At 38.3% G+C, this 12,685-nt stretch carries 14 protein-coding genes and 1 pseudogene; 7 read left to right on the top strand and 8 right to left on the bottom strand.

Going from position 1 to position 12,685, the window contains the following annotated elements; all coding sequences use genetic code 11:
* Nucleotides 1-2 precede the first annotated feature (2 nt).
* Entirely contained in the window at nt 3-521 is a 519-nt protein-coding gene (locus tag ON09_RS17870) for a DinB family protein (protein WP_039842781.1), read from the bottom strand.
* Between the two features lie 202 nt (nt 522-723).
* On the opposite strand from ON09_RS17870, the gene ON09_RS17875 reads away from it, so the two are divergent.
* A complete protein-coding gene (locus tag ON09_RS17875; RefSeq protein WP_010602438.1) occupies nt 724-1,467 on the top strand; it encodes an RDD family protein in 744 nt (247 codons plus the stop codon).
* On the opposite strand, the gene ON09_RS26870 is transcribed toward ON09_RS17875, so the two are convergent.
* From ON09_RS26870 to ON09_RS17900, 5 genes are all read right to left on the bottom strand, one after another.
* Nucleotides 1,457-1,792, bottom strand: a complete 336-nt coding sequence (locus ON09_RS26870) for a DUF2752 domain-containing protein (RefSeq protein WP_083838017.1) — start codon at nt 1,790-1,792, stop codon at nt 1,457-1,459. The two genes, ON09_RS17875 and ON09_RS26870, sit on opposite strands and share 11 nt — an antisense overlap.
* A 9-nt stretch (nt 1,793-1,801) precedes the next feature.
* On the bottom strand, nt 1,802-2,320 hold the full coding sequence (locus ON09_RS17885; RefSeq protein WP_010602440.1) for a DUF5684 domain-containing protein: 519 nt from the start codon (nt 2,318-2,320) through the stop codon (nt 1,802-1,804).
* A gap of 85 nt (nt 2,321-2,405) precedes the next feature.
* Complete coding sequence (locus tag ON09_RS17890; RefSeq protein WP_010602441.1) at nt 2,406-3,131, bottom strand: SGNH/GDSL hydrolase family protein; 726 nt, start codon at nt 3,129-3,131, stop codon at nt 2,406-2,408.
* A gap of 48 nt (nt 3,132-3,179) precedes the next feature.
* Complete coding sequence (gene lipB, locus ON09_RS17895; protein WP_010602442.1) at nt 3,180-3,902, bottom strand: lipoyl(octanoyl) transferase LipB; 723 nt, start codon at nt 3,900-3,902, stop codon at nt 3,180-3,182.
* Between the two features lie 26 nt (nt 3,903-3,928).
* Entirely contained in the window at nt 3,929-4,570 is a 642-nt protein-coding gene (locus tag ON09_RS17900; RefSeq protein WP_010602443.1) for a 4'-phosphopantetheinyl transferase family protein, read from the bottom strand.
* Between the two features lie 74 nt (nt 4,571-4,644).
* Between ON09_RS17900 and dcd the strand changes: the two genes are divergently transcribed.
* The 6 genes from dcd (at nt 4,645) to purD (ending at nt 11,154) form a co-directional block, all read left to right on the top strand.
* The gene (gene dcd / locus ON09_RS17905) at nt 4,645-5,181 is read left to right on the top strand and encodes a dCTP deaminase (RefSeq protein WP_010602444.1); all 537 of its coding nucleotides are present in this window, start codon (nt 4,645-4,647) and stop codon (nt 5,179-5,181) included.
* Between the two features lie 316 nt (nt 5,182-5,497).
* Nucleotides 5,498-7,954, top strand: a complete 2,457-nt coding sequence (locus tag ON09_RS17910; RefSeq protein ID WP_010602445.1) for a TonB-dependent receptor plug domain-containing protein — start codon at nt 5,498-5,500, stop codon at nt 7,952-7,954.
* Between the two features lie 78 nt (nt 7,955-8,032).
* A complete protein-coding gene (locus tag ON09_RS17915) occupies nt 8,033-8,581 on the top strand; it encodes an enoyl-CoA hydratase/isomerase family protein (RefSeq protein WP_238533727.1) in 549 nt (182 codons plus the stop codon).
* Nucleotides 8,582-8,585: 4 nt separating this feature from the next.
* Nucleotides 8,586-8,795 carry a hypothetical protein gene (locus ON09_RS26210; protein ID WP_238533728.1) on the top strand — a complete coding sequence of 70 codons (210 nt, stop codon included), beginning with the start codon at nt 8,586-8,588 and terminating at the stop codon, nt 8,793-8,795.
* Nucleotides 8,796-8,846: 51 nt separating this feature from the next.
* The gene (locus tag ON09_RS17920; protein ID WP_010602446.1) at nt 8,847-9,728 is read left to right on the top strand and encodes an SDR family oxidoreductase; all 882 of its coding nucleotides are present in this window, start codon (nt 8,847-8,849) and stop codon (nt 9,726-9,728) included.
* Between the two features lie 154 nt (nt 9,729-9,882).
* Nucleotides 9,883-11,154, top strand: a complete 1,272-nt coding sequence (gene purD / locus ON09_RS17925) for a phosphoribosylamine--glycine ligase (protein WP_010602447.1) — start codon at nt 9,883-9,885, stop codon at nt 11,152-11,154.
* A 78-nt stretch (nt 11,155-11,232) separates the two neighbouring features.
* Here purD and ON09_RS17930 read toward each other — a convergent pair whose 3' ends face one another.
* Nucleotides 11,233-12,378 (bottom strand): TlpA disulfide reductase family protein, encoded by a 1,146-nt coding sequence (locus tag ON09_RS17930; protein WP_010602448.1) that lies wholly within the window; start codon nt 12,376-12,378, stop codon nt 11,233-11,235.
* A 67-nt stretch (nt 12,379-12,445) separates the two neighbouring features.
* A pseudogene (locus ON09_RS17935) lies at nt 12,446-12,685 on the bottom strand (arginase); the annotation flags it as partial.

Below are 12,685 nucleotides of genomic sequence, written 5' to 3' on the forward strand. Positions count from 1 at the left end.
TTCTAAAATAAATTAAGCTGAGCGCTAAAACTTTGATCATCAGCACTTGGGCCGTAGCTGCCAGGAATAGGAATATCCAACAATCTTAAATAAACACCAAGTTGAGCCCTGTGATGTGTGGTTTGGCTAAAGGCAATCCGAATCATTTCATATTTTGTTAAATCACCCAAAATCTGATCGCCGTTTCTTAGAATCCATTGATTGTTTAGTATTTCCGGATTTACCTTCTCCAATTCAGATTTTCCACTGGCATAGCTTTCTTCTAAAAGCATTAGTAGATCATCATTATTTAGTATTTTTTTCTCCTCGTATGGCGCTGTCGCGAAATCAAGGCCGTCTGCAGTAATGGCCAAACTAACCCACGATGGAAGCTCCGCAATATGGCTTGCTAAGGATTTCATTTTCATGCTTTTTTCATGTGGTGCCCAATCGAAATGATCCGTTGGTACTAACGCCAGAAATTTTTTCGTTGTGTTGAATTCTGATTCGAATTCTTTTAGTAATGCTTTAACAATATCCATATGTTTTTGATTTATGTTTCCAATTGTATTTAGTTCCAGGAATGATAGGTCCGCAACACCCACAGTTTACGAGTTTGTTTTGCCAAAAGAACCTGGTTTGGTAAAACTCCTGTAGCATCGCTATAAAAAAAAACGTTATTTATCATCTAAATTTAAGAAGACTGATAGATTAATTATCCTTAAAAATAAATATGTTTGAAAAATGGATAGCATCAGGATTAATACCGCTCAGAACATAGATATAGAATATGAAATTGCCGGGCTGGGAGAACGAATAGCAGCCAGATGTGTTGATATTGCCGGGTTCGCTATTTTATTTATTGTGTTCTGGATTTTGACGATTATCGCTTCCTTTAGCTTTTCGGGGACAGCAGCTATGGTTATACTGATTTCCTATCTTGTTATTTTTGCCTTTTATGACCTGGTTTGCGAATTAACGATGAACGGACAAACATTTGGTAAAAAGATCATGAAAATTAAAGTGGTAAGTCTGGACGGCACACAACCAACTTTTGGCCAATATCTGATCAGGTGGTTGTTTAGGATGATTGATTTCGGTTTTCCTTTTGGATGGGGGGTAGTGGCACTCGTTTCAGTGGCGTTCACGAAAAATCATCAACGTTTAGGTGACTTATTGGCCAAAACAACATTAATTAAAACAACACCGCGTACACAACTTAACCAAGTTGCGTTTAATTTCAGTTTACCAGAAAACTATGAACCGCAGTTTAAGGAGGTAATGCATTTAAATGATCGAGATGTAGAACTCATTCATGAAGTGCTTACGGGATATTATCAAACCGGAAATGCAGATTTAATCTACGCGATGGCTGCAAAAATTAAGGCACACCTATTCGTTTCAATTCCTCCGGGAATGAATGAGTTGCAGTTTTTGGAAACCGTTTTGAAGGATTACAACTACGTTACCTCCGGCATTAATGTTTAACCAGCGCTAACATCTTCACCAGATAAGAAATCAATACAAAATTGCCGACAGCAATAATGAGCATCTTCATGATGAAGGAATTATTTTTAATTGGGAAGCGATAAGTTATTCCTGCGGTTACAAATAGAATAAGCAATGGAATTGTTGGCGGATAATGATGCCAGCTTTTAGAAAAATCGCCCTGTAGCAAGGCTATTATAGATCTTTGAAAACCACAACCAGGACAATCGATTCCAGTTAGAGCTTTAAATGGGCAGGGTATTAAATGATTTTGCAGCCAATCAATCACGTTGATTAGGCTGCAAAATATAAATGTGATACTCATCCGTAATAATTAAACTACTGGCGGAGGATTATCATTTGGTTTATTTTGATCTCCAAACGGCGTGTTTTGATTGCCAAAAGGATTGTTTGGATTGTTAAATGGGTTGTTGGGATTGTTAAATGGATTGTTGCCAAAACCGCCATTTTGAGCTTCAGCGGCGGATGGACCGATATATCTGGCATCTCCAAATCCTAAAATAGGCCAGAAAATGTAAGGGAAAATTACTAAACCAACCGTAAAACCTTCTGATTTGCCAAAACTTTTACTTACCAAGTTATAAAGCCAAATCATGAAGACAATGTTTACGCATGGAATGATCAGCCACAAAATCCAAATCATTGGCTTGCCAACAATCTCTAGCAAAATGATCAGGTTGTAAATAGGAATTATTGCTGCCCAGCCTGGTTTACCAGCTTTTTCGAATACCTTCCACATTCCAATCACCAAAACAACGATGATTGCTAAATAAAAAATTACTGCTCCGGCTCCAATCCCCGCGGCTACCCCGCTTGTTTCGTACTCATTCATTTTTTCTGTTTTTAAGTGTTAATAGATAAATAGTTAGCCTAAAGTAAAATTTTTAATTTAAAAACAGAATAAATAGTGCTGAAACTTATTTTAATGCTGCCACAACTTTTGGTTTTAAAGCTGAAGCCCATTCTCCATACATCTTCGCACTAGGATGCAGGCCATCATTTGCGATTAATGATAAATCTTGCATGGCATTTCTGGATTCAGGAGTAATGTTGGTATAGCTTACACCAGCTGCGATTGTAATTTCCTGGTTAGCGGTGTTAAAATCATCAATTTCTTTTGCAATACTTTGCTGACTTTTTCCTGAGTTTTTTCCAAACGGTGTTACGCCCCAATCGGGGATTGAGATTACGTAAACTTTGCTTTTATCGCCATTGGCAAACGAAATAGCTGTTTGTAATAATTCTGCAAATTCCTTTTTATAGGTAATGATGGAGTTTCCACGATATTGATTATTTACACCAATAAGCAGGGTAACAAAATCAAACTTTTGGTTGAGCTTAGTTTGAACGATTGCACTTTGTAATTCGCTGGTTGTCCAGCCTGTAGTGGCAATGATTCTGGGGGTATTTACATTAATCCCTTCAGTTTTAAGCAGGCTTTGTAATTGGTAAGGAAAAGATTCAACTTGTTTAACAGATTCTCCGATAGTGTAAGAGTCGCCAAGTGCTAAATAGCTTATCTCTTTTCCTGATGCAGGTGTTATCGTTGGTTTAGAAGTTGAATCAGTTGCGGGCATGTTGGGCGTTTTTGTACATGCCAAAGTTAAAAAATATAATAAAGCAGCACTCCATAAAACTTTCATACTTCAATTTACGCAAATGATAAAATAAAAGTTTTAGGTGCATTGAGCTCACTCAAACAACTCCATTTTGAAAAGTTCGGCAATGTGCGCTTTGAGTTTTTCCTTCACTTCTTCCATATTAAGTTTGTAGCCCAGTTCCTGTTCAAGAGAAGTTACTGCTTTATCATCAATGCCACAGGGCACAATATTTTTGAAATAATCTAAATCAACATTCACATTAAAGGCGAAGCCATGCATGGTTACCCAACGGCTGCAGCGAACACCCATTGCGCAAATTTTACGGGCTTTTTCATTATCAGGATCTAGCCAAACACCAGTGTAACCCGGGTAGCGGCCAGCGTCGATACCATAATCCTTCAATGTTAAAATCACAGCCTCTTCGAGGGTTCTCAAATACAGATGGATATCGGTAAAAAAATTATCCAAATCAAGGATTGGATAGCCAACAATCTGGCCCGGACCATGATAGGTGATGTCGCCGCCTCTGTTAATTTTATAGTAGGTAGCTTGTTTATCTTTAAGGCCTTGCTCATCGAGTAATAAATTTTCAGGATGGCCGCTTTTGCCTAAAGTATAAACATGCGGATGTTCATTAAAAATAAGGTAATTCGGTGTTGCAAGCTGCGTACCGTCTAATCTGTTTTGCGTTTTTAAGGCTACGGTTTTATTAAGCAGCTCTTCTTGTGCGTCCCAGGCATTTTGGTAATCTGTTAAACCCCAATCGATAAATTTTGTAGGAATTAATTCTTCTCCTGATTGTTTCTCAACCATCTCTGTTTATCTCCTCTAATCAAGTATTAGTTGGTTACGTAGCCAAGCATATAACCATCATTTGTTTTGAAATAACTTACTGTTAGTTCCCTCGTGCCCGAAGGAAGCTCTACAATAGCATTTAAATTTCCCTCGCTTTTTAGCTTGAAAGGTTTGATATGAATATCCCTTTTAAATTCTAAACCTTTTTTTCCGTGCCACTTATATATTGCCTCCTTTGCACACCAGGCTACATACAATCCGTCGATATTGTCGCCAATTTGTTTCTGAGCGAGCTCGATATCGCTTAAAAACTTATGTTTTATGCTTTTAATTTTGTGCTTAATCAATTCAATATCAACGCCTACAGCATGTCTCTTGCTAATCATCACCGCCGCATAGTCGTAAGAATGACTCAGCGATATTTGATAATCGAAATTTGTTAAATAAGGTTTTCCGTCTTCATCAAACTGGCAGTCGATGTATTCTTTGGTGTTAAGCATGGTGCGTAAAAGCAACCTCGTACTTAACCAATGCAACAGCCTTTTACCATTATTCATGGTGGAGATAATATCGAGTTCGTGTTGTTTAAGCTGCAAACCAGCTAACATTTCAGCTTCAGTTTCTTCAATTTTCCAGATTGCAAGAACCGAGTCCTCATCAACATTTTTATTATAAATTATTGGCATTTATAAAATTGAGATTAGCATGTGAAACTATCTTAATAAATTGATAATTTAGGCCAAAAATACGCATAAAAAAAATGATATTATCGGATAAAAGGATATTAGAAGAGATTGACAAAGGAACAATCATTATTGAGCCCTTTAAAAGAGAGAGCTTAGGTACCAATTCATACGATGTACATTTAGGCAAATACCTTGCAACTTACAAGAACAGGGTTCTGGATGCGAAACAACACAACGAAATTGAGCATTTTGAGATACCAAAGGATGGATACGTATTGCATCCGGGCACTTTATACCTTGGTGTAACTTTGGAGTACACAGAAACCCACGGACATGTACCTTTTTTAGAGGGTAAAAGCAGCACTGGTCGTTTAGGAATTGATATTCACGCTACAGCAGGTAAAGGTGATGTTGGTTTTTGCAATACCTGGACACTGGAAATATCAGTGGCGCAACCTGTAAAAATTTATGCCGGAATGCCAATTGGTCAACTTATTTATTTTGTGGTGGAAGGAAATATTGAAACCATGTACAATACAAAGGGCAATGCAAAGTATAATAATAAAACCACCAGACCAGTTGAAAGCATGATGTGGAAGAATAAATTCTGACGTTAATATTCACGTTACCTTCATAAAAATATGCCTCGGGTTTTGTACCTTGAGGCATATTTTATTTTACCCTAACCACAAATGAAATTCAAAATTACACTCGCAATCTGCTTTCTCACAATTCTTTTCGGGTTCTCTGCTTTTAAAATGGATGATGATCCTTTTACACTGCTTTTAAAAAAAACTTGATGATTACACCAGCAAATTTCACCAAGAAAAAGTTCATATCCATCTTGATAAACCATACTATGCCATAGGAGATGATATCTGGTTCAAGGGATATGTTGTTGATGCTAAAACTGCAGCACCTGCTCAAATGAGCAAAGTATTATATGTAGAACTAATTAATGAAAAAGACTCAATCAAAAAACAGGTTAAACTGCCATTAATAAGTGGCATTACCTGGGGAGATTTCAAATTAACTGATTCTTTAAGCGAAGGAAATTACCGCATCAGGGCTTATACCAATTACATGCGTAATTTCGGTACAGAGTTTTTTTTCGATAAAACAATAAAAATTGGAAATAGCTGGGCGAATAAAGTTTTCACTAAAACCGATTACACTTTTACAAAAGAAAACAGTGCAGATAAGGTAGTGGCAAACATTCATTTTGAAGATAAAAATGGTGTTGCCTATAAGGAGAATGAGGTAAGTTACGATGTTCAGTTGGATTATAAATCAGTTGCCAAAGGAAAAACGAAAACGAGTCTTTCAGGTGATGCCGTAATTAATGTCACAAGCAGCCAGCTATTGGCGAATAAATCAGGGCGGATTGTAGCCACATTAACGCTTGATAATAAGCAAAAGGTTGTAAAAACAATCCCGATTACCTCAACCTCAAATGATGTCGATGTACAGTTTCTACCTGAAGGCGGCTCACTAATCGAAAATCTTCCCCAAAAAATTGCTGTAAAATCAGTGAATTCCACCGGACGAGGAGAAGACATCAAAGGCGCAATTGTTGACGAAACAGGAACCGAAATTACATCATTCGAAACTACCTATTTGGGGATGGGAAGTTTTGTTTTTAATTCACAACCTGGAAAAAATTATACTGTCAAAATCAAGTTTAAAGATGGCTCAAGTAAGGATTATAAGTTGCCCTATGCTCAGAAAACTGGCTACACGCTTGCAGTGAATAACTTAGATACAGCTAAGGTGGCAGTAAAAATCATGGCCAGTGAAAGTTTGGTAAATGGCAGTGAACTCAAAGTGGTGGCACAACAGTATGGAAATGTCTTTTACGTTTCTAAAGCCAAGATGGATAAGCAGGTATTAATGGCCTCCATTCCCAAAAAAAACCTTCCCATTGGTGTGGTACAGTTTACGCTTTTTTCCGCTACTAACCAGCCTGTAGCAGAACGTTTAGTTTTCATCAATAATACTGTAGATTTAATTAATGTTAATCTGAACACTTCCGCAGTATCTACCGCTAGAAAAGGCAAATCAACTTTTAGTTTTGAAGCTACCAATCAAAATAAACCCGTATTGAGTAGTTTTTCTGTAGCTGTTACCAATGCAACCAAGGTAACTCCTGATGAAGACAATGAAACCAATATCTTATCATCATTATTGTTGACCTCAGATTTAACAGGCTATATTGAAAAACCCAACCATTATTTTCAGAATAATGATCTTAAAACCATGAAGGAATTGGACAATTTATTGTTGACACAGGGCTGGAGTCGTTTTTTATGGAGAAATATAGCTGCCGGAAACGGTCCTGCCATCACCTACAAACATGAAAATTCGATCACCATCAGCGGTACAGTGAAGAAGGGCGGAAAACCTGTTCCAGGCGGCAAGGTAATGCTGATGGCTACAAAGGGTTCGTTTTTTATTTTAGATACGGTTACTAATGCTGATGGTAAATTTGTTTTCGATAACCTTACTTTTCCAGATAGTACAAAATTTGTGGTGCAGGCCAGAACTAAAACAGAACGGAAATTTGTAGATATAAGCCTTGATGTTGTTCCTAACCAGATTGTAACCAAGAACAAGAATTCTGGAGATATAGAGGTAAATGTGAATAACTCATTAATGAAATATATTAAAGAAAGCGATAATTATTTCAACGAGATGACCAGGTTAGGTTTACTTGAACGAACCATTAAACTGGAAGAAGTTACGATTACAGAGAAAAAAAATCCAGCAAAAAATTCTGCTAACCTAAATGGAGCAGGCAGGGCAGATTACATCATGACGGCAGACGATTTAACTACTTGTATTACTTTGTCGCAATGTTTGCAAGGCAGGCTGCCAGGAGTGATATTCAGAGGAAACACGCCTTATTTAATGAGAAGTCAGGATACACCCATGCAGATTATATTAGATGGCATGCGTGTGGAAGCGGATTTTTTAGACAATATTATTCCTTCTGATGTTGAATCAATTGAGCTATTAAAAACCATTGGAAACACAGCAATTTACGGCTCGCAAGGCGGCGGAGGTGTACTTGTGATTACAACCAAACGTGGTGGCGGAAGCGCAAACTATAACCATTATGCACCGGGTGTAGTCACTTTAAACCCTAAAGGATTTTCCGTTTCCAGAGAGTTCTATGCACCGAAATATGATGGTGAGGTAAACAACAACCGGGCTGATTTACGTACTACGATCTATTGGAATCCACAGGTTGTTGCCGAAAATGATGGTAAGGGAAAATTCGAGTTCTTTAATGCTGATGAACCTGGACAATACCGGGTGGTGATGGAAGGAATCGATGCTTTCGGCCATTTAGCCAGAAAAGTTTACACTTATGATGTTAAATAGGGAAAAATAAATAAATTTGAATGTTATGCAAGCATAGTTTACTGTTTGCCTGATCGTTAAATCTTGAAACTGTTTGATATGAATACAATAAAAGTAAGTGTAAAAGATAGATTGGCTACCATTACTTTCAGTCGAGGTAAATCAAATGCTTTAAATGGTGAGTTGATTACTGAACTCGATGATATGCTGAAAAACATTTCTGCTGATGACAATATTGGTGGTGTTATTTTAACAGGTACTGCACCATTTTTTTCTGCTGGCTTAGATTTGGTTGAACTGTATGAGTATGATGAGGTGCAGGCGAAAGCCTTCTGGAAGCTTTTTCTAAATTTTACAGCTAACTTAGTTGCCTTTAAAAAGCCTTTGATTGCGGCCATCAGTGGGCATAGTCCTGCCGGAGGGTGCGTGATAGCGCTTGCTTGCGATTATCGTATCATGGCCGAAGGCCAGTTTATTATTGGGTTAAATGAAGTGCCAGTTGGTATCATCGTTCCGAACAGCATTTTTCAGCTGTATTCTTTCTGGCTTGGCAAAGCAGAGGCAACACGGAGTTTACTTACTGGAAAACTTTATAATCCTGAAGAAGCATTAAAAGTTGGTTTGATAGATGAGCTGGTGAAAAAATGAAAGTTTGTTAACTGCAGCCGAAAGGAAAATCAAAAAGTACATGGAGCTCGAAAGCAATACCTGGTCGCAAAGCAAGTTAAATATTAGGGAAGAATTGATTAGGGCAGTTTCTGCAGATCAAACTGAAGCTTTAGATAAAATGCTTGCCCAGTGGTGGTCGCCAACAACCCGTCAGATATTGAAAACAATTATTGCAAGCCTGCAGAGAAAGTAATTTAATGGATTCCAGTTTGTAATTCAATCATTAACAGATTAACCAAATATTATGCTCAACTATAACTCACCGATGCTTAGAGAAGATGCTTTAAAAGGGAAAACCATTGTAATTACTGGCGGTGGAACCGGATTGGGGAAAGCCATGGGTATTTATTTTTTGAAATTAGGTGCCAATTTGGTCATTACCAGCCGCAAGCAAGAGGTTTTGCAGAAAACTGCTGATGAAATGGAAGAAAAAACCGGCGGAAAAGTTTTAGCGGTGGCTTGCGATGTTCGTGAGGTAGTGCAGGTGGAAAACGTTCTGACCAAAACATTAGAACGTTTCGGATCTGTAGATGTCTTATTGAACAATGCTGCAGGAAATTTCATCTCTCCAACCGAAAGGTTATCTGCCAATGCTTTTTCATCTATTATTGATATTGTGTTGAAAGGAACAGTAAATTGCACATTAACTTTTGGGAAACACTGGATTAGAGAGAAGCAGGCTGCTACAGTACTAAACATTGTCACCACTTATGCTTTTACAGGTTCTGCGTATGTAGTTCCTTCGGCTTGTGCAAAAGGAGGCGTTTTGGCTTTAACCCGATCGTTGGCGGTAGAATGGGGTAAATATGGTATCCGTACCAATGCCATTGCACCCGGCCCGTTCCCTACTAAGGGTGCGTGGGAAAGATTACTACCTGGAGATTTAGCCAAAAAATTTGATTTTAAAAACCGTGTGCCGCTGAAGAGAGTAGGCGAGCATCAGGAACTTGCCAATCTAGCTGCATTTTTAGTAAGTGATTTTTCAGGGTATATTAACGGTGAAGTAATCACGATTGATGGAGGAGAATGGCTGCAAGGTGCCGGACAAATGAACGGTTTGGAAGCTATTCCAAATGAAATGTGGGATATGTTAGAGCAAATGACCAGAAGCGCAAAGGGAAGTTAAAATTACCTACGAGTAGATTGTTTCTATAAGTCACCCACTTTTCCAACCTAGATCATCGCCAATTCACTAACTTCCCCAATACCAACTTTCTAACTGATCAACTTTCCAGCATTTCAATATTCAATTTTCCAACACTAATCCTATCTTTGCCGATATGAATATCTTACTTTTAGGTTCAGGCGGCAGGGAAAGTGCATTTGCCTGGAAAATGAGCCAATCTTCGCACTGCGATAAATTGATTATTACACCAGGTAACGGTGGAACAGGCATGTATGGTACCAATATCAACATCAATGTAAATGATTTTGATTCCATTAAAAAAGTAGTTCTGGCCGAAAATATCGACTTGGTTGTAGTTGGTCCTGAAGAGCCTTTGGTAAATGGTATTCATGATTTTTTCCTAGCCGATCAGGCTATTGCCCACATTCCGGTAATTGGCCCTAAAAAAGAAGGTGCCATTCTGGAAGGGAGCAAAGATTTCTCCAAACAATTTATGGAACGTCACCGCATTCCGACTGCGGCTTCAAAATCATTTACCCCAGAAACATTAGCAGATGGTTTGGTCTATCTGGAAACGCATGCGTTGCCAGTGGTTTTAAAAGCTGATGGCCTGGCTGCCGGAAAGGGTGTTTTAATTTGTACTGAAACGGTAGAAGCACAGGAAGAACTAAAACTTATGCTTGGTGGTAAATTTGGTGCTGCCGGCGCAACTGTAGTTATTGAAGAGTTTTTAAGTGGTATTGAGCTTTCCGTTTTTATCTTAAGTGACGGCGAAAACTATGTTACGCTTCCATCGGCCAAAGATTATAAAAGAATTGGGCAGGGTGATACAGGCTTGAATACTGGCGGAATGGGGTCTGTTTCTCCGGTTCCCTTTGCTACAGCAGAATTCCTACAAAAAGTTGAAGAGAGAATTATCAAACCTACTGTAGAAGGCTTAAAGAAAGATAGTATTGATTATACAGGCTTCATTTTCTTCGGTTTGATTAAAGTTGGCGACGATCCTTATGTAATCGAATACAATGCCCGTATGGGTGATCCGGAAACGGAAAGTGTAATCCCTCGTATTGAAAATGATTTAGTTGAATTGTTTATGGCTACAGCAAATAAGCAATTAAATCAGGTTAGTTTAATGATTTCTGATCAAACAGCTGCTACAGTAATGATTGTAGCTGGTGGTTATCCTGGCGAGTATTTAAAAGGAAAAGCGATAACTGGAATCGAAAATCTTCGTCATTCAAATGCTTTTCATGCCGGAACACTTTTAGATAATGATGTGGTGAAAACCAATGGAGGGCGTGTAATTGCCATCACTAGTTTGCAAAAAGATCTATTTACCGCCTTACAATCCGCTACGGCCGATGCCGGTAGAATTTATTTTGATGGAAAATATTTCAGAGAAGATATTGGATTTGATTTAATATAATCTGCTATACAAAAGAGCCGCCGATTTGCAGACTGATCATGATCTGCAAATCGGCGGCTCTTTATTTAGAAATATTTCTTATTTCGATTTACTTCCTAATAGCTCCTGTAATTTGGTCTGTAATTCAGCTTCTCTTAAATCGCGTGCTACAATCTTACCGGTTGGGTCAATTAAAAAGTTAGCGGGAATAGATTGAATGCCATACATTTTTGCCACTTCATTGTTCCAGAATTGTAAATCAGAAACATGCGTCCAGGTTAATTTATCAGCCTGAATGGCTTTTAACCAGGCTGCTTTTTGGCCTGGTTTATCTAACGATACACCTAAAACGGTAAAGCCTTTATCTTTAAATTTGTTATAAGCCATTACCACATTCGGATTTTCCTGACGGCATGGTCCACACCAAGATGCCCAAAAATCAACCAGTACATATTTACCTTTGAAATCTGATAATTTAACCGGTTTCCCCGCTGTATCCGCTTGTGTAAATTCCATCGCCATTGCACCTACCGCAGTTTTTCTGCCCGCTTCAAATACCTGTGCCAATCTTTTTCCCAAACTGGTTTCTTTCAATTCCGGAGATAGCGCTACAAATGCTTGCTCTGCAACTGTACCTTTTTCAGGGTTACTTGCAAGCTGACCGATAGCCGTTAAACTGATATAAGATTTTGGATTAGCTTTAGCAAATTGAAGCAAAAGTGGAGTCATGCCTTCAGCTGCTTTTTCATAGCGGCTCATCACATCTTCTCTGATTTTTGGATCTTTTTGCTGCTCAGGGCTAAGTTTAGAATATTCCAGGTTAATGGCTTTAAGTTGTTCATCAACCGGCTTGGTTAAAGCTTTGAGTTTTTTACTTTCTTCATTAATTACCGATCCGGAAATTACTGCTGTTTTCAAAGAATCAGTACCGTTTATTTTAATATTTGTAGGCTCCAGATAAAAAGTATTATAATCTAGAATCTCATCTTTTCCGGGGCGGTTAACATACGGGTTTTTGTTCAGGAACAAATTTCCCGAAGCCGGATCAGTCAACGTACCCTTAAATGCAAATGCTCCGTTGCTTACGGTTGTAGAGTCGGTGATCGATTGGTCACCAGCCCGGTAAACCAGGTAAATTTTATCACCGGTTTTAAGTCCTTTTACTGTTCCATTTAAAGTAAAAGGTTTTTGAGCGAAAGCTGCAAATGGCAATAATGCAATTGCAGCCAAAAATATTTTTTTCATTGAAATGATTTAGTGTTTTTCAAAGTTAGGAATATATGCTTTTTAGAACGTAAAAGCTTGTGTAAAATTATGATAGCTTTTGGAAGGTTCTCCACCATAAATCTGGCATTTCGCCATTTACAGCAGTTTGGTAATCATCATAACGGCAAGGAACCAAGTGGTAGCGCTCATTTTTTGACTGCCCGGAAGGGTAGGGAACCTGCATCCACCAACGATCTGATTTTTTACTCTTTACAAATGCCATTTCCCCTGAACCATCTTTTAAACTGGTTCTATAAATCATAAATTGCGATTTTAGTGTGTACGT

Source organism: Pedobacter agri PB92 (assembly GCF_000258495.1).
Classification (GTDB): Bacteria; Bacteroidota; Bacteroidia; order Sphingobacteriales; family Sphingobacteriaceae; genus Pedobacter; species Pedobacter agri.

Excerpts from the sequence above, each read along its gene's own strand:
- ON09_RS17885 (WP_010602440.1), bottom strand. The coding sequence starts at position 2,320 with ATGAATGAGTACGAAACAAGCGGGGTAGCCGCGGGGATTGGAGCCGGA.
- ON09_RS17915 (WP_238533727.1), top strand. The coding sequence starts at position 8,033 with ATGAATACAATAAAAGTAAGTGTAAAAGATAGATTGGCTACCATTACT.
- ON09_RS17930 (WP_010602448.1), bottom strand. The coding sequence starts at position 12,378 with ATGAAAAAAATATTTTTGGCTGCAATTGCATTATTGCCATTTGCAGCT.
- ON09_RS17920 (WP_010602446.1), top strand. The coding sequence starts at position 8,847 with ATGCTCAACTATAACTCACCGATGCTTAGAGAAGATGCTTTAAAAGGG.
- ON09_RS17900 (WP_010602443.1), bottom strand. The coding sequence starts at position 4,570 with ATGCCAATAATTTATAATAAAAATGTTGATGAGGACTCGGTTCTTGCA.
- ON09_RS17910 (WP_010602445.1), top strand. The coding sequence starts at position 5,498 with ATGAGCAAAGTATTATATGTAGAACTAATTAATGAAAAAGACTCAATC.
- ON09_RS17875 (WP_010602438.1), top strand. The coding sequence starts at position 724 with ATGGATAGCATCAGGATTAATACCGCTCAGAACATAGATATAGAATAT.
- ON09_RS17890 (WP_010602441.1), bottom strand. The coding sequence starts at position 3,131 with ATGAAAGTTTTATGGAGTGCTGCTTTATTATATTTTTTAACTTTGGCA.
- purD (WP_010602447.1), top strand. The coding sequence starts at position 9,883 with ATGAATATCTTACTTTTAGGTTCAGGCGGCAGGGAAAGTGCATTTGCC.
- dcd (WP_010602444.1), top strand. The coding sequence starts at position 4,645 with ATGATATTATCGGATAAAAGGATATTAGAAGAGATTGACAAAGGAACA.
- ON09_RS17870 (WP_039842781.1), bottom strand. The coding sequence starts at position 521 with ATGGATATTGTTAAAGCATTACTAAAAGAATTCGAATCAGAATTCAAC.
- ON09_RS26870 (WP_083838017.1), bottom strand. The coding sequence starts at position 1,792 with ATGAGTATCACATTTATATTTTGCAGCCTAATCAACGTGATTGATTGG.
- lipB (WP_010602442.1), bottom strand. The coding sequence starts at position 3,902 with ATGGTTGAGAAACAATCAGGAGAAGAATTAATTCCTACAAAATTTATC.